Origin of the sequence: Actibacterium sp., assembly GCF_041584535.1 — a bacterium.
Lineage (GTDB): Bacteria > Pseudomonadota > Alphaproteobacteria > Rhodobacterales > Rhodobacteraceae > Actibacterium_D.
In genome coordinates, this window is record NZ_JBFHDW010000015.1 from 1 (window position 1) to 17,641 (window position 17,641).

The 17,641-nt window shown below is 64.0% G+C and carries 15 protein-coding genes; 6 read left to right on the forward strand and 9 right to left on the reverse strand.

Annotation, left to right across the window (positions count from 1 at the left end; genetic code table 11):
* Window positions 1-911, reverse strand: a 911-nt coding sequence (rlmN, locus tag ABYW26_RS01540) for a 23S rRNA (adenine(2503)-C(2))-methyltransferase RlmN (RefSeq protein ID WP_372602945.1), incomplete at its 3' end; no start/stop codon positions are given.
* Between the two features lie 61 nt (window positions 912-972).
* Window positions 973-1,512 (reverse strand): hypothetical protein, encoded by a 540-nt coding sequence (locus ABYW26_RS01545; protein WP_372602946.1) that lies wholly within the window; start codon window positions 1,510-1,512, stop codon window positions 973-975.
* 177 nt (window positions 1,513-1,689) lie between these two features.
* Between ABYW26_RS01545 and ABYW26_RS01550 the strand changes: the two genes are divergently transcribed.
* Window positions 1,690-2,691 carry an asparaginase gene (locus ABYW26_RS01550; RefSeq protein ID WP_372602947.1) on the forward strand — a complete coding sequence of 334 codons (1,002 nt, stop codon included), beginning with the start codon at window positions 1,690-1,692 and terminating at the stop codon, window positions 2,689-2,691.
* Between the two features lie 3 nt (window positions 2,692-2,694).
* Here the strand turns inward: ABYW26_RS01550 and ABYW26_RS01555 are convergent, their stop codons facing one another.
* The 4 genes from ABYW26_RS01555 to serB all read right to left on the reverse strand — a co-directional run bounded on the left by ABYW26_RS01555 (window position 2,695) and on the right by serB (window position 4,720).
* On the reverse strand, window positions 2,695-3,009 hold the full coding sequence (locus ABYW26_RS01555; RefSeq protein ID WP_372602948.1) for a hypothetical protein: 315 nt from the start codon (window positions 3,007-3,009) through the stop codon (window positions 2,695-2,697).
* A gap of 11 nt (window positions 3,010-3,020) precedes the next feature.
* Window positions 3,021-3,455: an SRPBCC domain-containing protein gene (locus ABYW26_RS01560; RefSeq protein ID WP_372602949.1), complete on the reverse strand. Its 435-nt coding sequence runs from the start codon at window positions 3,453-3,455 to the stop codon at window positions 3,021-3,023.
* Window positions 3,452-3,778: an ArsR/SmtB family transcription factor gene (locus tag ABYW26_RS01565; protein WP_372602951.1), complete on the reverse strand. Its 327-nt coding sequence runs from the start codon at window positions 3,776-3,778 to the stop codon at window positions 3,452-3,454. The genes ABYW26_RS01560 and ABYW26_RS01565 overlap by 4 nt, the downstream gene beginning before the upstream one ends.
* Window positions 3,779-3,844: 66 nt before the next feature.
* A complete protein-coding gene (serB, locus tag ABYW26_RS01570) occupies window positions 3,845-4,720 on the reverse strand; it encodes a phosphoserine phosphatase SerB (protein WP_372602952.1) in 876 nt (291 codons plus the stop codon).
* 157 nt (window positions 4,721-4,877) lie between these two features.
* Here serB and ABYW26_RS01575 point away from each other — a divergent pair, with 157 nt between their 5' ends.
* Both ABYW26_RS01575 and serA read left to right on the forward strand, forming a co-directional pair.
* The gene (locus ABYW26_RS01575) at window positions 4,878-6,020 is read left to right on the forward strand and encodes a phosphoserine transaminase (protein ID WP_372602953.1); all 1,143 of its coding nucleotides are present in this window, start codon (window positions 4,878-4,880) and stop codon (window positions 6,018-6,020) included.
* A 65-nt stretch (window positions 6,021-6,085) separates the two neighbouring features.
* Window positions 6,086-7,678 (forward strand): phosphoglycerate dehydrogenase, encoded by a 1,593-nt coding sequence (serA, locus tag ABYW26_RS01580; RefSeq protein ID WP_372602955.1) that lies wholly within the window; start codon window positions 6,086-6,088, stop codon window positions 7,676-7,678.
* A 74-nt stretch (window positions 7,679-7,752) separates the two neighbouring features.
* On the opposite strand, the gene ABYW26_RS01585 is transcribed toward serA, so the two are convergent.
* The gene (locus tag ABYW26_RS01585) at window positions 7,753-8,130 is read right to left on the reverse strand and encodes a hypothetical protein (protein ID WP_372602956.1); all 378 of its coding nucleotides are present in this window, start codon (window positions 8,128-8,130) and stop codon (window positions 7,753-7,755) included.
* A 131-nt stretch (window positions 8,131-8,261) separates the two neighbouring features.
* On the opposite strand from ABYW26_RS01585, the gene ABYW26_RS01590 reads away from it, so the two are divergent.
* The 3 genes from ABYW26_RS01590 to ABYW26_RS01600 all read left to right on the forward strand — a co-directional run bounded on the left by ABYW26_RS01590 (window position 8,262) and on the right by ABYW26_RS01600 (window position 10,942).
* Window positions 8,262-9,194, forward strand: coding sequence for a LysR family transcriptional regulator (locus tag ABYW26_RS01590; RefSeq protein WP_372602957.1), 933 nt, complete (start codon window positions 8,262-8,264; stop codon window positions 9,192-9,194).
* Between the two features lie 31 nt (window positions 9,195-9,225).
* On the forward strand, window positions 9,226-9,648 hold the full coding sequence (locus tag ABYW26_RS01595; protein ID WP_372602958.1) for a MarR family winged helix-turn-helix transcriptional regulator: 423 nt from the start codon (window positions 9,226-9,228) through the stop codon (window positions 9,646-9,648).
* Window positions 9,649-9,766: 118 nt separating this feature from the next.
* Window positions 9,767-10,942: an acetyl-CoA C-acyltransferase family protein gene (locus ABYW26_RS01600; RefSeq protein ID WP_372602959.1), complete on the forward strand. Its 1,176-nt coding sequence runs from the start codon at window positions 9,767-9,769 to the stop codon at window positions 10,940-10,942.
* Between the two features lie 21 nt (window positions 10,943-10,963).
* Here ABYW26_RS01600 and pbpC read toward each other — a convergent pair whose 3' ends face one another.
* Together pbpC and ABYW26_RS01610 are read right to left on the reverse strand one after the other, a co-directional pair.
* Window positions 10,964-13,006, reverse strand: a complete 2,043-nt coding sequence (gene pbpC / locus ABYW26_RS01605; RefSeq protein ID WP_372602960.1) for a penicillin-binding protein 1C — start codon at window positions 13,004-13,006, stop codon at window positions 10,964-10,966.
* Window positions 13,003-17,641 (reverse strand): alpha-2-macroglobulin (locus tag ABYW26_RS01610; RefSeq protein WP_372602961.1); only part of this gene is annotated, 4,639 nt, incomplete at its 5' end. The genes ABYW26_RS01610 and pbpC, both read right to left, overlap by 4 nt.

Consider the following 17,641-nt stretch of genomic DNA (forward strand, 5'->3'; position numbering starts at 1 on the left):
CGGGCGTCGGCGTCGCTGTCGTTCACGTCTTTCAGCATCACGTATTCAAAGGTGATGCGTTCCGAATTGCTAAGCTTGGGATAGGCCCGCAGCGCGTCCAGCAGGGTCTTGATGTTCCATTTCTTGTTGATCGGCACCAGCTTGTCGCGCACCTCGTCCGTGGTGGCGTGAAAGCTGATCGCCAGCAGACAGCCGATTTCCTCGGCGGTGCGGGCGATTTCCGGCACGACACCGCTGGTGGACAGGGTGATGCGGCGGCGCGACAGCGAGATGCCTTCGTTATCCATGGCGATCTTCATCGCATCACGCACGGCATCGAAATTATACAGCGGCTCGCCCATGCCCATCAGCACGATATTCGACAACAGCCGGGCCTCGTCCTTGGGGGCTTTGCCGATCTCGGGCCATTCGCCCAGATCGTCGCGGGCCAGCATGACCTGCCCGATGATCTCGGCGGCGGTCAGGTTGCGCACCAGCTTTTGCGTGCCGGTATGGCAGAACGAACAGGTCAGCGTGCACCCGACCTGAGACGAAATGCACAGCGTCCCGCGCCCGTCATCGGGGATATAAACGGTTTCGACTTCGTGACCGCCAGCGATCCGCACCAGATATTTCCGGGTGCCATCGGCCGAGACATGACGCGACACGACCTCGGGGATGCTCAGGCAGAACTGGTCTTCCAGCAGCGCGCGATAATCCTTGGACAGGTTGGTCATCGTCGCGAAATCGCGCACGCCCTTCTGATACATCCATTGCCAGATCTGCCCGACCCGCATCTTGGCCTGCCGCTCGGGCGTGCCATGAGCGATCAGAACCTCGTGCAACTGGTCACGGGTGAGCCCGATAAGGTTCACCTTGCCGCCCTCGGGCTGCTTGCGGGGTATGGTGACTACATCCTGCGTAATGGTCATCTGGCGCGTCTCCGTCGATCAAGTCGCGCTTCTTACAGGATTCGGGCGGTCAGATAAATACTCAGCCGCCGCAGTATTTTTCAGCCGAATCCGTCGCGGCGGTAAACCCAAGCAACGAGAACGTGTCCTTGGTGACAGTGCCGCGGTCGGAATGCGCGGTCAGAATCGCGGACGAGCCACGTTTCATCGCCGCCAGAATCTTGTCATCGTCGCTTTTGCTGGCCGGCCAGGCCCATTCACCATCGGTGAACAGCTGGAACTTGGCATCGCCGATTTCCATCTCGACGAACGAATCCTTGGCGAAAGGATAGCCGCCGGTAAAGCTGACCTCGCCCTTGACGCCATTCTTGGGACGGTAGGTGACGAACAGCAGGATATCGCTGCGGCGCACCGCCTTGATCCGGCCATTCGGGTCGGTGTTCACCGTCTCTTTCGGGATGGCCACGCCCCAGCATTCACTGGGCGACGCAGGCGGTTCGGCAAAGACGTTCCAGTCGGTCTGAACATCGACGCGATTTTCCGACGCCGATTGCGCATGCGCCGTCACTGCTGCCAAAGCCACGATTCCGCTGGCAATACCGCGTTTCATCCAGAATTTCATGTTTCTACAGCCTCCAAGCTGTGATTGCCTCTGATCTGCATCAGTCTGTCCGTTTCCCGGACCATTTCGGGTGATGCAGCACTTTTCAACTCGATAACCACAGATTAACGTAAATCAGCCGAAATTTGAAAGCCCTGTTGGCGGAAATTTGCCAAGTTAAGGGCCGGGGCAACCTGAATGACACGCGATATTCCAATGGTCGAAGTCTGGCGTGGTCCCTTCGCCGAATCCCTGCATCGCGGGCAGGCGGTGATTTGCCATGCCTCGGGCGCCATCGTCGCCGCGTGGGGCGAGCCGCATCAGGTGATCCTGCCGCGGTCGTCGGCCAAGATGATACAGGCGCTGCCGCTGGTCGAAAGCGGCGCGGCCAAGGCCTTTGGTCTGCGACAAGACCAGCTTGCGATCGCCTGCGCCTCGCATATCGCCGCGCCGATGCATACCGATCTGGTCGGGCGCTGGATCGCTGATCTGGGTCTGGACGATGACGACTTTCGCTGCGGCGCTGAAAGCCCGCGCCACCGCGAGACCAAGGTCGAGATGATCCGCTCGGGCGGTCATCCTTGTCAGGTCCACAACAATTGCTCGGGCAAACATGCGGGCTTTCTGACGCTGACCAAACATCTGGGCGCCGGGCCGGATTATGTCGATCCCGACCACCCGGTGCAGATCGCGGTGCGCGAAGCGTTCGAGGACATCACCGGCGCGCCCAGCCCCGGCTATGGCATCGACGGTTGCTCGGCCCCGAATTTCGGCACCACCCTTTACGGTCTGGGCCGTGCGATGGCGTTTTATGCCGGGGCGCGGGCGGACGGCACCACGATGCGTGAACGGGCAGCGGCCCAGTTGCGGGATGCGATGATCGCCTATCCGGCGCTGGTCGCGGGCGAGGGCAAATGCTGCACCGATCTGATGCGCGCCGCCGACGGGCAGGCCGCGGTGAAAACCGGGGCCGAGGGCGTTTATGTCGCGATCCTGCCGCAGCAGAAACTTGGCATCGCGCTGAAAATCTCGGACGGCGCGACGCGGGCCTCGGAATGCGCGATCGCGATGCTTTTGGTGCGGATGGGTGTGGTGTCGGCACAGGATCCGCGCGTGCAGAAATACCTGATGCCGGTGACAAAGAACTGGCGCGGGATCGAAACCGGGTTTCTGCGCCCCGCGCCGGATGTGTTTGCCTAAGGCCTACATGTCGAGGGCCTGCGCCACCTCGACCGAGCCCGACCCGTCAACCACCATCGGACAGTCCTTGGCCATCGCCAGTGCTGCGTCCAGATCGGCCGCCTCGATCAGCGAATAGCCCGAGACCGGATTGGCACCGCCATTATCGGCCACGCCGCCGGGCGACACGGTATAGGATTGCCCCACCGGATTGCCGCCATCCAGAACAGCGGCCCCCAGTCCACCGAACCAGCTCATCCACGCGGCCATGACCTTTTGCCCCTCTTCCGGGCTCTGCGGTGCGGCACCGCCGTGATATGCGAACAAGAATTTAGCCATCTTCAACCTCCTTATGACACAACAAGTTTTTCCAGTTTCCTCAGGGTCGAGACCCAGCCAGTCCTGTGGTTCCGGGCCGCCTCTGCATCGGTCAGATCGCGGTGATCCAGCACCAGCTGCGCACCGCCATCGGTCGCGGTCACGCTAAGGGTAACATGGCTTTCATCGCCGCGCTGATCGGCGTCGTCATGCCAGCCCCACGTAAACCCGACCGAGCGCGGCGGATCGACATGGGTGACATGGCCCGAGACCTTGAACCGCTGACCGCTTTCGCGCCCGACCATCACCGCGACCCATGGCCCGGTGCGGGTGAAATCCATCTGGTGATCGGTCAGATCGACACCTTCCGGCCCGAACCACTGCACCAGCTTATCAGGCGCGGTGATCCACGTGAACAATGTTTCCGGCGCGACGGCAAAGCTGCGTTCCAGCCTGAGATCGCTCATGTCTTGTCCTCCAGATCATCCAGCGCGGCGGCCAGCCGGTTCAGGCTGCCCTCCCAAAACCTGCGATGAGAAATCGTCCAGCCCGAGATCGCCTGCATCGCTTCGGGGCGCACGGCGTAGATCCGGTGCTGGCCCTGAACGGTCTGGCTGATCACCCCGGCCTCGCGCAGCACCTTCAGGTGGCGCGAAATCGCCGGGGCGGAAATGTCAGAGACCTGCGCCAGATCGCCCGCAGGCTGGGCGCCATCGGTCAACAGCTTTTCCACGATGGCAAAGCGGGTCGCGTCGGACAAGGCGGCAAAGGTTTTCGGTAAATCCATCATTCAGACAGGATGGGCCGATTCCCTATTTTCGCAAAGCGTTATTTAACTTTTTAATTAAATGAAGGCTCAGCCGACGAATTCGTCGCGGGCATAGCCCTGAATATACAGCAGCGCGGTCAGGTCGCCGTGGTTGATGCGGATATCGCATTGGGCGGCCACCGAGGGCTTGGCATGCAGCGCCACCCCGGCGCCGGCAAGGCCCAGCATCCCCAGATCGTTGGCCCCGTCGCCGACGGCCATGACCTCGGCATGATCCAGTCCCAGACGGGCGCTGATATCATGCAGCGCGGCAACCTTGGCCTCGCGCCCGAGGATCGGATCAGCGACCTTGCCGGTCAGCTTGCCGTCCTCGATCAACAGGGTGTTGGCGCGGTTTTCGTCAAAGCCCAGCGTATGGGCAACGCGCGCGGTAAAGGCGGTGAACCCGCCCGAGACCAGCGCCGCATAGGCGCCGTTGGCCTTCATCGTCGCCAGCAATTGCGCGCCCCCGGGCATAAAAGTGATGCGGGTGTTCAGCACCTGATCGATCACCCCCGAATCAAGCCCGGCCAGCAAGCCGACCCGTTCGCGCAGCGCGCCTTCGAAATCCAGTTCGCCATTCATCGCGCGGGCAGTGATGTCCTTGACCCGCGCGCCGACACCGGCCACATCGGCCAGTTCGTCGATGCATTCCTGCTGAATCATCGTGCTGTCCATATCGGCCAGCAGCATTTTCTTACGGCGGCCCTCGGTCGGCTGAACCACCAGATCGACGCCCAGCGCCTGCATATCGGCCCAGACATCCCAGCGGTTGCCCGGCACCTCGGCAATCGGAAATTCCGCAGCGATTTCAGCGTCCAACCAGTGCGCATCACCCCCGCCCCACGCATTGCGCAGCGCCTGAACCGTGGTGGAATCAAGCGCCGGGTTGGCGGGGTTGGTCAGCAGTGTCGCAGTATACATGTCGGTCGCTTTCAGTCGTCTGAGCCGGATCGGGAACTTTCGTCGTATGAGGCGCAATAGCGCAGCTTTTTCTCTTGCGCCAGAGCCAGATCAGTCCTACATGCGGCGACGGGACACCCCTCCCCAACGAGGGGCACATATCTGGAAGGATACCAGAATGGCTATTGATGCTCCGGTCGCGCGCCCGGCAAACCCGCGCTTCTCGTCTGGCCCCTGCGCCAAGATTCCGACGTTCTCCCTCGATAAGCTGGCTGATGCGCCTTTGGGCCGCTCGCACCGTGCTGCCGTGGGCAAGGCCAAGCTGAAGGCCGCTATCGAAACCACCCGCGAGGTTCTGGGCATCCCCGCCGATTACCGTATCGGCATCGTGCCCGCCTCGGATACCGGCGCGGTTGAAATGGCGATGTGGTCGCTGCTGGGCGCCCGCAAGGCCGAGATGCTGGCTTGGGAATCGTTTGGTTCGGGCTGGGTCACCGATGTGGTGAAACAGCTGAAGATCGACGCCGAAGTCAAAACCGCCGGTTATGGCGAGATTGTCGATCTGGCCTCGGTCGATTTCAACAATGACGTCGTCTTTACCTGGAACGGCACCACCTCGGGTGTGCGGGTTCCGAACGGCGACTGGATCCCTGCTGACCGCGACGGTCTGACCATCTGCGACGCCACCTCGGCCGCTTTCGCAATGGACCTGCCGTGGGACAAACTGGATGTGACCACGTTCAGCTGGCAAAAAGTTCTGGGTGGCGAAGCCGCGCACGGTATGCTGGTTCTCAGCCCGCGCGCTGTCGAGCGTCTGGAAAGCTATACCCCCGCATGGCCGATGCCGAAAATCTTCCGCATGACCAAGGGCGGCAAGCTGATCGAAGGCATTTTCGTCGGCGAGACCATCAACACCCCGTCGATGCTGGCGGTCGAGGATTACCTCGTCGCGCTGGATTGGGCCAAGTCGGTTGGCGGCCTGAAAGGGCTGATCGCCCGCGCCGATGCCAACACCGCCGCAATCGCCGCGTTTGTCGACAGCCACGACTGGATCGAGTTCCTTGCCGCTGACCCGGCGATCCGCTCGAACACCAGCGTCTGCGTCAAGTTCACCGATCCGCGCATCACCGATGGCGCCGTTTTCGCCAAGGCCGTTGCCAAGCGGTTGGAAAACGAAGGCGTTGCTTTGGATGTCGGCGCCTATCGCGACGCCCCTGCCGGTCTGCGCATCTGGTGTGGCGGCACGGTCGAGACCTCGGATATCGAGGCGCTGATGCCGTGGCTGAACTGGGCTTTTGAAGCCGAGATCGCCGCTCTGTAATCTCTTCGCGGCCCGCGCATCGGGCCGCGCCCCTCTCAGATCTCGTAATGAAGGAGCCTGAAACCATGGCACCCAAAGTTCTCGTATCCGACAAACTGTCCGAAACCGCCGTCCAGATCTTCCGGGACCGCGGCATCGACGTCGATTTCCGCCCCGAGCTGGGCAAAGACAAAGACGCTCTGGCCGCCGCGATTGGCGACTATGACGGTCTGGCGATCCGCTCGGCCACCAAGGTGACCGAAAAGCTGCTTGAGCACGCCACCAACCTGAAAGTCGTCGCCCGCGCCGGTATCGGCACTGACAACGTCGACAAGGTTGCCGCGTCGAAAAAAGGCGTGATCGTCATGAACACGCCGTTCGGCAACATGATCACCACCGCCGAGCACGCCATCGCGATGATGTTCGCCGTTGCCCGTCAGATCCCCGAGGCCAGCGCCTCGACCCACGCCGGGAAATGGGAAAAGTCGAAATTCATGGGTGTCGAGCTGACCAGCAAGACCCTTGGCGTTATCGGCGCCGGCAACATCGGTGGCATCGTCTGTGACCGCGCCCGCGGCCTGAAGATGAAAGTCATCGCCTATGATCCGTTCCTGTCGGAAGAGAAAGCCGACAAGATGGGCGTCGAAAAGGTTGAACTGGACGAGCTGCTGAAGCGCGCCGATTTCATCACCCTGCACGTGCCGCTGACCGATAGCACCCGCAACATCCTGTCGAAAGAGAACCTTGCCAAGACCAAGAAAGGCGTGCGCATCATCAACTGTGCCCGTGGCGGTCTGGTTGACGAAGAAGCGCTGGCCGAACTGCTGAAATCCGGCCATGTCGCCGGTGCGGGCTTCGACGTGTTCTCGGTTGAACCGGCCACTGAAAACGTGCTGTTCGGCCTGCCGAACGTGGTCTGCACGCCGCACCTTGGCGCCTCGACCTCGGAAGCGCAGGAAAACGTGGCGCTGCAAGTGGCCGAACAGATGTCGGACTACCTGCTGACAGGCGCCGTGACCAACGCGCTGAACATGCCGTCGGTGACCGCTGAAGAAGCCAAAGTCATGGGTCCGTGGCTGAAACTGGCCGAGCATCTGGGCGCCTTCATCGGCCAGCTGACCGATGAGCCGGTGGAAGAACTGAACATCACCTTCGACGGCGTTGCCGCGACGATGAACCTTGCTGCGCTGGAATGCGGTGCGGTTGCGGGCATCATGAAGTCGGTGAACCCCGACGTGAACATGGTGTCGGCCCCGGTCGTCGCCCGCGAGCGCGGCATGCAGATCTCGAAAACCACGCAAGAGGCATCGGGCGTGTTCGAAGGCTATATCAAGCTGTCGATCAAAACCCCGACGAAAGAGCGTTCGATCGCCGGCACCGTGTTCTCGGACGGCAAACCGCGCTTTATCCAGATCAAAGGCATCAACATCGACGCCGAGATCGGCGAGCACATGCTGTACACCACCAACCAGGACGTTCCGGGCATCATCGGCACGCTGGGCGGCATTCTGGGTGACCACAGCGTCAACATCGCCAACTTCACCCTTGGCCGCACCGCCGTTGGCGATAGCGCGATCGCGCTGCTGTATGTGGACGAGCCGGTGAAAGAAAGCGCTCTGTCGGCGCTGCGCGAAACTGGCCTGTTCCAGCAGGTGCGCCCGCTGCGGTTCGACGTCTAAGCGTCGCTGACCGATCCGGATTTAGGCCCGCCGCAACACTTGCGGCGGGCCTTTTTCATTCAGGGTGGCGGCGCTCAGGCCCGCGCGCCAAAGCCGTTTTTCAGCACGGTGAACAGGAACACCAGCATCGAAGCCGCAGTGATAAGCGACCCGATGACGGCCAGCCCTTCGCCCTTTTCCAAAAGCGCCAGTGCAATCCCCGGAATCATGGTCACGACGCCGAGCAGCGCCAGCGCCAGATGCAGCTTGGCCAGACCGGCCTCGGCGGCATGCGGGGTCAGGCGATAATAGATGCCGAACAGCGCCATCGTTGCCCAGCCGACCAAGTTCAGATGCGCATGCGCCCCGGCCATCGTGTGATTCTGCGATGCCGCCATGAAGATTCCCAACCCCATGCCGGCGGTGACGCTCAGCACCGCTGCGGCGAAGAAATAGAATGGAATTCCTCTCATTTTTGCGCGTTTCCCTGGCGCAAGTTGTGTTTTTCCCTTTTGCGCATCCGCCATCCGGCGAACACGGGGGCAGTTTGCCAGACTCTTATAAATTTATTAAACCAATTCATTTTATACGATATATTGATGACATGAATTTATTACAGTTCGATCTCAATCTGCTGCGGGTTCTGGATGCGCTGTTGCGCGAAGGATCAACCGTGCGCGCCGGTCAACGCATCGGCCTGTCGCAGCCTGCGGTTTCGGCGGCGCTGGGGCGGTTGCGTCATGCGCTGGGTGATCCGTTGTTCGTGCGGCAGGGGCAGCATCTGGTCGCCACCGACTTTGCCCGCACACTGGAAATTCCGCTGCATAGTGCGCTGGACCAGATCCAGCAGTTGCTGTCCGGGCCGCTGGATTTCGACCCGAACCGGGCGCGGCATACGTTCAAGATTTCCGGCTCGGATTTCTTTGCGCAATTACTGATGCCGCCATTGGCCGAGGAAATGTCTCAGGCGGCGCCGGGGGTGGTTATCCAGCTGGTCGATCTGGTGCCGGACAATTACGTCAAATCGCTGGAAAGCCGGTCGGTCGATCTGGCGCTGATCCCCAAGACCGACATGCCGGAATGGGTCGATTACGAGGTGATGTTCACCGCCCGACTGGTGCCGATCGCGCGGGCCGGGAATTCACATCTGGCGCGGGCGGGGATCCGTCCGGGTCAGGAGATCCCGATCGACCTGTTCTGCTCAGTCGGGCATGTGCTGTTTTCGCCCGAAGGCCGCCTGACCGGCATGGGCGACGCGGCGTTGGCCCGCGCTGGTCACAAGCGCAAGGTGGTGATGACGATGCCGGTTTTCATGGGCGTGTGCGGCGCGGTCTCACGCAGTGACTTTCTGGCGCTGGTGCCGCATCAGGTGGCCGAGCGCATCGCCCGCCCCTTCGGGCTAGAGGTCTATGCCGCGCCGATTCCGGTCACGCCGGTCGAACTGTGCATGGTCTGGCACAAACGCTCGACCCTGAATCCAGCGCATACTTGGCTACGCGGTCGCATTGCGCAGGTTTTGGATACGCTGGACGCTTGACCGTTAGGTATGGATCGTAATTATCAGTGACATGAATGAATTCGATTTGAACAGCTTTCTGCCCTACCAATTATCGGTCGCCGCCGCCCGGGTCAGCCGCGATTTCGCCGAGCGTTATCGCCGCGAATTCGGCCTGTCGATCCCCGAATGGCGGGTTCTGGCGCATCTGTCTCAGGCGGGCGCGGTGTCGGTGCGGGAAATCCATGCGCGGGTCGATATGGACAAGTCCAAAGTGTCGCGCGCAGCGACCCGGCTTGAGGCGGCGGGCTATATCCTGAAGGTCACAGATGCCGCCGACCGGCGTCTGGTTCAGCTAAGCCTGACCCCCTCGGGGCAGGACTTATTAGGTCGAATCCTTCCAATTGCAAATGCCTATCAGTCAGAGCTGATGACCCTGCTCGGCGATAATGTGACTGAATTCCGACAAAGTCTGACAAAGATAGTTCAGAGCTAAACTAATATTTTTCAAAAAAGTGACCGTTCCCGAAGCCATATCGCTTAGAAAGCTTGCCGAAAAACCAACTTAACGGCTAAAGATTGCCCTACTTAAAAACCTTTTCAGGGAGATCGGCATGACCGGCATCGTAATTCTTGGTGCAGCGCGCACCGCAATCGGCACTTTCGGCGGATCGCTGGCAGGCACCACGGCTATTCAGCTGGCCGCCACTGCGTCGAAAGCCGCGATCGAGCGCGCAGGCATCGAAGCAGGCCAGATCGGCAACGTCGTGTTTGGCCACGTCATCAACACCGAACCCCGCGACATGTATCTCAGCCGCGCCGCTTCGATCGAAGCCGGCGTTCCGGACACCGCCCCGGCAATGAACGTCAACCGCCTGTGCGGGTCGGGCGCTCAGGCCATCGTTTCGGTTGCCCAGTCGCTGATGATGGGCGACGCCGACTTCGGTCTGGCCGGTGGTGCAGAAAACATGAGCCGTGCGCCCTATAGCGTTCCGGCGATCCGCTGGGGTCAGAAAATGGGCGATACCGGCGCCGTCGACATGATGGTCGGCGCCCTGACCTGCCCGTTCGGCACCGGCCACATGGGTGTGACCGCTGAAAACGTCGCTGGCGAGTTCGACGTCACCCGCGAACAGCAAGATGCCTTCGCTCTGGAAAGCCAGGTCCGTGCCGCCCGCGCCATCTCGGAAGGCCGCTTTGCGTCGCAGATCGTGCCGGTTCAGGTCAAGGTCAAGCGCGACATGGTCGACTTTGACACCGACGAGCATCCCAAGGCCACCACCATGGAAAAACTGGGCGCGCTGCGCCCTGCCTTCCGCAAGGATGGTTCGGTGACCGCCGGCAACGCCTCGGGTCTGAACGATGGCGCTGCTGCCGTTGTGCTGGCCCGCGAAGACGCCGCTGAAAAAGCCGGTCTCAAGCCGATCGGCCGCCTGCTGGGCTATGCGATTGCGGGCGTGCGTCCCGACATCATGGGCACCGGCCCGATCCCGGCTGTCGAAGCCCTGTTGGCTCGCACCGGCCTGAGCGTCGCCGATTTCGACGTGATCGAAAGCAACGAAGCCTTTGCAGCTCAGGCGCTGGCCGTGAACAAGGGTCTGGGTCTGGACCCGGCCAAGGTCAACCCGAACGGCGGCGCGATCGCTCTGGGTCACCCGCTGGGCGCAACCGGCTCGATCCTGACCGTCAAAGCCCTGTACGAGCTTGAGCGCATCGGCGGCAAGAAAGCCATCGTCACCATGTGTATCGGTGGTGGTCAGGGTATTGCTCTGGCGATCGAACGCGTCTGATCGACGGGCCTTTAACGGCACCTAATTCAGCCGGATCGCGGTCTCCGCGGTCCGGCCTTTTGCATCTATGACCGTGAAGGTAACAAAGCCCGGCCCCGGCGTCGGCACTTGCACCTCGAACCGGCGCAGCCCCGTCACCAACGGCGCGCCATTGGCCAGAACGGTATAAGGCGGCGTGCCATCGCGCAGCTTCAGCACCAGACCCGCCGCATCCCTTTCCAATTCGGCGCCATTCGGCGGAAAGATCAGATCCGGCCCGCCTTGCTGACGGGCGAATACCGCGTCGCGGCCCCGGAACCGCTGTAGCGGTTGCGGCAACTCGGCGTTCGACGCGATCAGGGTCGCAGGCGGCGGCGGCCGCAACGGCGTGGGCGTGGGTTTGATCCGGGCAAAGGCCTCGAACATCACCGGCGCGGCCAGTTCGCCACCAAAGGCCCCCGGCACCGGCGTGCCATCCGGGCGCCCCATCCAGACGGCGACCACATGCGCCCCGTCAAAGCCCACGGCCCAGGCATCGCGGTGGCCATACGAGGTGCCGGTTTTGAACGCGATCCGGCGCGGCGCGACATTGGCCGGGGTCGGCGTGCCGCGCAGAATATCGGCAACCTGCCACGCCGCCACATCGGGCAGAACCCGCGCCCCCGGCGCGGGCGGCAGATCGCCAGCCCGCCAATGCAGCGGCACCGGCTGGCCGCCATTGGCAATCGCGGCGTAAAGCCGGGCCAGATCCTCAAGCGTCACGCCCAGACCACCCAGCGCCACCGCCAGCCCCGGCTTGCCGCCCGGCACCTCGGGCACCATCCCGGCGCGGCGCAAATGGGTCATCAGCCGCGCCGGACCCAAAGCGTCGGTCAGCACCACGGCGGGCAGGTTCAGCGACAGCTCCAGCGCCCGACGCATGGTCACGTCGCCGCGAAACTGGCCATCGAAATTGCCCGGCGCATAGCCGCCAAAGCTGGTCGGGCGGTCGGTGATGATGGTTTCGGGATGGGCCAGCCCATCGCCAAACGCCAGCCCATAGATCAGCGGTTTCAGCGTCGATCCGGGCGAGCGCAGCGCCACCGTCATATCGACATAGCCCTGCCGCGCTTCGGCCCCCAGACCGGGCGAGCCAACCGAGGCCAGAACCGCGCCCGTGCGGTGGTCGGCAATCACCATCGCCACCGACAATTCCGCACCGCGATCATTCAGTGCGGCACTGGCCAGAGCCTCGATCCCGGCTTGCAGACCTGCATCCAGCGTCAAGTGATGCGTGCCGGCATCGGGCTTGTCGCGCAACGCCCGGTCGGCCAGATGCGGCGCAAGCGCGGGCAAGGCGATGCGATCGCGCGGGATCGGTTCGCGCAACGCCGCCTGCGCCCGGTCCGCCGCCAATGCGCCGCTGGCCGACAACCGGTCCAGCACCCGCGCCCGCGCTATTCGCGCCACGTCAGGGTGGCGATCCGGGCGGCGGGTTTCGGGCGATTGCGGCAGCGCCACCATCAACGCCGCCTGCGCGGCGGTCAGCCGCTGGGGCGGCTTGCCGAACCAACCCAGCGTCGCCGCCCGCAGCCCTTCGACATTGCCGCCAAACGGCGCGCGGTTCAGATACAGCGTCAGGATCTGCGCCTTGGTCAGCCGCCGCTCTAGTGCCAGCGCCACCCGCATTTGCCGCAGCTTGCCCTGCCAGCGCCCGGTGCCGCTGTCCTCTAGCAACCGCGCCACCTGCATCGTCAAGGTCGAGGCCCCCGACACCACCTGCCCACGCCGCAGTGCCTGCCCGGCGGCCCGTGCCATGGCCAGCGGGTCAATGCCGTGATGGCGATAGAACCGCTTGTCTTCATAGGCAATCAGCATCTCCAGATAACCGGGATCGACTGCGTCCGGCGTCACCGCCAGACGCCAGCGCCCATCGGCCACCGTATAGGCCCGCAGCAAGGTGCCGTCGCGGTCCAGCACCTCGACCGAGGTCTCGGTGTCCAGCGGCGGCAGATCGGTGCGGTCGATCCAAGCGTCCAGCCCGTCCCGCGCCAGCGCACCGCCCCAAAGGAGGGCCAGCACAAGGATCAGGCCACGGCGGATCATTCGACGTTCACCGCGCCGGTATCGCCCCACGCACGGCGATCCGGGCGATACATGTCCTCGACGCTGGCGGCGGGGTGGTGATAACTGCCCGGCGTCACGGCGCGCACGATATAGGCCAGCCGGAATGCAACGTCCGAACGCCAGTCCACGGCCGCCAAAAACCGGTCCTGACGGAATTCGGTATGCGCGGGGTCGGTCAACACCTCAATCCAGTCAAGCGCCCGGATGTCCCCCGCCCTCAGCAGTGCGGGATTGTCGATCTCGAACCCGGCAGGCAACGGGTCGCTGATCATCAGCCGGGCCTCGGCCTGATCGAAGGGTGTCACCTCGATCACCGTCACCAGACGGGTGCCCACAGGCACCGCCGCCGGGCTGACCGGATCGCCGTCCAGCGTGTAATAGCGGCGCTGGATGCCATAGCCGTTGCCACCGCTGGGCTGGGGCTGTTCAGGCACGCCGAACGTGGTCAGGGTCAGCTGCGCCTCGCGGCCGGAACCGTTGCGAACCACCTGTTCCGCCGCATCGCCCTGCCCCAGCATCCGCACCAGCGGGCCGGACGCCGGAACGCCGTTCACGGCAAAGCCCTCGGACGCGACGCTGTCGATCAGGGCGTTCGCGGCCAGCAGGGTCCAGACCGCCTCTTGCGTCGAACGTGCTGAGGTGTCGGGTGCGATCATGTCGCTTAGAACCGCCGGGTTGACCACGGCGCTGCCAGCCTCAGTCGCCAAGGCCAAAACCCCGGCGGCATCGCGGCGCAATGTGCCGTAGTCGGCCCGCCAGATCAGCGATTGCGGCCGGGCTTTTGCCGCCTCGACCTGCGCCACCGCGCGGGCGAACATCCGGTCAGCGCGGGTCTGATCGCCATAAAACGCCAGCGCCGCGCCCAACTGGGCCGAGGCCAGCGGCGTGCCGAAATCATCACCTTTCACGTCGGCATAATAGCGCAGATCGCCAATCGCCGCCGCACCCTCGCGCGCAAGAACCATCAGCGCATAGGCCAGCGCCTCGCCGCCCGCGTCGAAATCGGCGGCATAGTTCACCTGATTGCGCAGGTTATCCATCGCCGCGCGGAACGCCGGTTGCGGCACCTCGAACCCGCGCGCCTTGGCGCGGGACAGGAAATCGCTGACATAGGCGTCCAACCAGAAATCGCCGCTATCGGGTTGCCACAGACCAAAGGCGCCGCTGGAGGACTGGTTGGTCAGAACCTCGGCAATCGCCTGGTCGATGCGCGTTGCGGTCTGGTCGCGGGTGCCCAGCCCCATCGCCTGCGCGACCTGATCCAGATACAGCAAAGGCAGCGCTTTCGAAGTGATCTGCTCGGTGCAGCCATAGGGGTATCGATCCAGCGCCTGCAACAGCCCCGGCGCATCCAGCCGGGCGATGGGGCCAATGGCCAGCGTGGCGCGGGCGCCGTCGGCGCGTAGCCCGGCCAGCGCATTCGCGTCAAAGGTAAAACTGTCGCCCGCCGCCAGCGTGAACCGGCTGGTGCGCGAGATTTCGGGATCGCCGACCTGAACCGGCAGCGTCAGATCCTTGACCAATTGCCGCCCGTCCGGCGTGGTCAGCGCCACGCGCAGGCTGTGTGTGCCGGTCCGAAGCGCGGTGATCGGAATGCTGATCCGGGCCTTGCCCTGTTCAGCCAGATCCACCCCTGACGGAATCGCCGTGCTGTCCAGCGTCACGCCTTGGGACGACACATCCAGACCCATCCGCCCTGCCGGGCCGCTGGCATGGATGATCTCAAGCAGCACCCGCGCGCTGTCGCCCGGTGCCATGAACCGTGGCAGCGAGGCCGTCACCACCACCGGATCGCGCACCAGCAGATCGGTCTGCGCCTGCCCGATCCCGGTCTCGGACCAGACCACCGCCATCAGCCGCACCGTGCCGTTAAACGCCGGCAGATCGAACGAGGCCCGCGCCGTGCCATCCTTGCCAACCGTCACCGGGCCGCTGAAATAGGCAACCAGTTCCTCGGTCGGGGGCGGGGCTTGCATCCGTATCTCGGTCGCGGCATCGCCGCCCGAGCGCACCTCGCCCATCGCGCCGGTCATGCCGTCGATCAGCCGCCCATAGACATCGCGCATCCCGACGCCCAGCTTGCGTTGACCGAAATAGTGGCCTTGCGGATCGGGACTTTGAAACCCGGTCAGGTTCAGGATACCCAGATCGACCGCCGCAATCGTGGCATAGGCGGTTTCGCCGGGTTGGGCGCCCGCAACTTGCAATACCACATCCAGCGGCGCGCGCGGCGATGCCTCGGTCGGCATATCGAACGCCGCCTGCAATTGCCGTTTGCCCGGTGCCACCGGCGCATAGGACAGGCCCAGCGCCCGTGCCGGATTGTGCCCGGCGGCAACGTCCATCGGCCGGATCAGCGTCGCACTGACATAAGCCCCCGCGCCCCAGTCGTCGGTCACCGGCAGGCTCACGGAATTTTCGCCCGCGACCAGATCCACGGCCTTCATGTCGATCAGCCGGTTCGACACCACAGTGATCAGCGCCTTACCGGCATAGCGCGGCACGATCCGCACCGTTGCCACATCCCCCGGCGCATAGGCGGGCCGGTCCAGCGACAGCTCCAGCGTGTCGGGCGTGTCGCTGACATCGGCGGGGGCATACCACCCGGCATAGAATTCGGTCGAGGCCGCGGCAAAGCTGCCGCCGGTTTCCTCGACCACCAGCTCATACCGCCCCCACTCCACCGGGGCCGAGACCGCCAGCCGCCCGTCCTGCATCACCGTTTCGCCGCTGGCGATGCGGGTGCGGGTCGTGACCGGCTCCCAGTTCCAGGCGCCGTAAAGCTGATACCACTGATAGCGGGTGTTCACCCGGTTCACCGCCCAGCGGACCGCCATATCGCGCGGCTGTTCATCCGGACCGATGGCCAGCAGGTCGAACGCGGCCTCGGTGTTTTCAGGCACCACACCATCAAAGCGCGGCTTGATTCCGATCATCGGCGTGGTCGGCGACAAGCGGCGGGTCAGGCGGCGTTCAACCGGGCGGCCCGAGCCCTCGGACAAGCGCAGCGTCAGCGTGGCCTCAAGCGGTTTCGCGGGCAAATCGCCGCCCGTGCCCAAGCTGACCGGAACCTGCGCCGCACCGCTGGCATCGGTGCGCTGGTCGGTCTCGATATAGGCGGTGCGCGGCCGGAACGGATCGTCATGGCGGCCAAAGCGATAGCCCGGATAGGCGTCCAGTTGCGCCGAGGCGCGCAGGCTGATCTCGCCCTCGATCGGCAGATCGCCCGCCGGAGCGCCGAACAGGTAATCGGCCTGAAGGTTCAGCACCGTCCGATCCCCGGCGCGCAGCGGCGTGTCGGGCAAGGTCAGGCTGAAATCCAGCCGCTCGGGCAGGAAATCCTCGACCAGAAATTCGCGGCTGGCCAGCGGCGGCGCGTTCGGGTCGGCATAGGTGTTCAGACGCCACGTGCCGCGCGGCACCCCGTCGGCCAGCGCAAAGGCGAACACATGCCCGCCCGCAACACCGCCATCGGAAATCGCGCGGCTGTATTCTACGCCATCAGGGCGGTTCAGCACCGCCACGACCGGCAGATCGGTCAGGGCCTGCGCGGTGCCGTCGCGGGCCAAGGCGGTGACATGCACGGTTTCCCCGGCGCGGTAAGCACCGCGATCGGTGGTCACGAACAGGTCAATCGGCCCGGCGGGCGCGCGGCCCTCGACCCCGCGATCCGACAGATCAAACGCCGGATCGGTCAGCGACAGAAAGGCGATGTCCTGATCGCCATCCTCGGCCAGCACCATCGCCGGTGCGGCCCCGTCTCGCCCCAGTGCCAGACCCGGCGCAAAGCGGGCATAGCCCTGCACATCGGTCTTAGCCTGCCCCAGCACCCGGTTCGAGCGGGACATCAGGCTGAGCTTGACGCCCGGTTTCACCTCGGCACTGGCCAGACTGCGGACGAACACATGCAGCCCATCAGCACCGCTAAGCGTCGCCAACCCCAGATCGCTGATCACGAACCACTGCGTCGCGGGCGGGCTGTCATAGGGATCGGCGCCGGGAATGCGGGCCTGAAGCGCATAGATACCGGCGGATTGCCCGGCAATCGCCTGATCCAGCGGCAGGCGGGTGGTGACATCGCGGTTCAGTTCGGATTGCAACACCGCGCTGCCGGTCCAGACCTGCTCGGCGATATTGCCGGTGAAATTATCCTGCTCCCACGCCGACATCGGGCGACCGAACAGCCCGTCCTGAAGGCTGCGCAGCAGGTTGCGGTCGCTGATGCGATACAGGGTCAGGTCGGCCTGTTGCAGATTGACCGAGGTGATCGGCAGCGCCGCATCCCCGGTGTTCGGCAGCACATAGGCCCGCCCCGGAAAGCGCAGGCTGGGCGCGCGGTCGCGCACGTAGTGGGTCAGGGTCACGTCTTTGGCCAGCGCCTCGCCGCTGGCCGAGGGCAACCCCCGCCGCAGGGTGATCGCATACCGCTGGCCGTGATCGACGCCTTCGATACAGATTTGCCGGTCGTTCTGGCTGACCGCCATGTCGGGCGCAGGCAGCTTGACGAAGGTGGTGTAATCGACGCCCGAGGGGCTGAGCGGTTCGCTGAATTCGGCGCAAATCCGCGGCGCGGCCAGATCGCTTTCGACGCTGCTGTCGACCACGCGGAACCCG

What these genes read in the sequence shown, in the direction of transcription:
- ABYW26_RS01565 (WP_372602951.1), bottom strand. Translation starts at nt 3,778, where the DNA reads ATGATGGATTTACCGAAAACCTTTGCCGCCTTGTCCGACGCGACCCGC.
- ABYW26_RS01550 (WP_372602947.1), top strand. Translation starts at nt 1,690, where the DNA reads ATGACACGCGATATTCCAATGGTCGAAGTCTGGCGTGGTCCCTTCGCC.
- ABYW26_RS01575 (WP_372602953.1), top strand. Translation starts at nt 4,878, where the DNA reads ATGGCTATTGATGCTCCGGTCGCGCGCCCGGCAAACCCGCGCTTCTCG.
- serA (WP_372602955.1), top strand. Translation starts at nt 6,086, where the DNA reads ATGGCACCCAAAGTTCTCGTATCCGACAAACTGTCCGAAACCGCCGTC.
- serB (WP_372602952.1), bottom strand. Translation starts at nt 4,720, where the DNA reads ATGTATACTGCGACACTGCTGACCAACCCCGCCAACCCGGCGCTTGAT.
- ABYW26_RS01590 (WP_372602957.1), top strand. Translation starts at nt 8,262, where the DNA reads ATGAATTTATTACAGTTCGATCTCAATCTGCTGCGGGTTCTGGATGCG.
- ABYW26_RS01560 (WP_372602949.1), bottom strand. Translation starts at nt 3,455, where the DNA reads ATGAGCGATCTCAGGCTGGAACGCAGCTTTGCCGTCGCGCCGGAAACA.
- ABYW26_RS01555 (WP_372602948.1), bottom strand. Translation starts at nt 3,009, where the DNA reads ATGGCTAAATTCTTGTTCGCATATCACGGCGGTGCCGCACCGCAGAGC.
- ABYW26_RS01545 (WP_372602946.1), bottom strand. Translation starts at nt 1,512, where the DNA reads ATGAAATTCTGGATGAAACGCGGTATTGCCAGCGGAATCGTGGCTTTG.
- ABYW26_RS01585 (WP_372602956.1), bottom strand. Translation starts at nt 8,130, where the DNA reads ATGAGAGGAATTCCATTCTATTTCTTCGCCGCAGCGGTGCTGAGCGTC.
- ABYW26_RS01600 (WP_372602959.1), top strand. Translation starts at nt 9,767, where the DNA reads ATGACCGGCATCGTAATTCTTGGTGCAGCGCGCACCGCAATCGGCACT.
- ABYW26_RS01595 (WP_372602958.1), top strand. Translation starts at nt 9,226, where the DNA reads ATGAATGAATTCGATTTGAACAGCTTTCTGCCCTACCAATTATCGGTC.
- pbpC (WP_372602960.1), bottom strand. Translation starts at nt 13,006, where the DNA reads ATGATCCGCCGTGGCCTGATCCTTGTGCTGGCCCTCCTTTGGGGCGGT.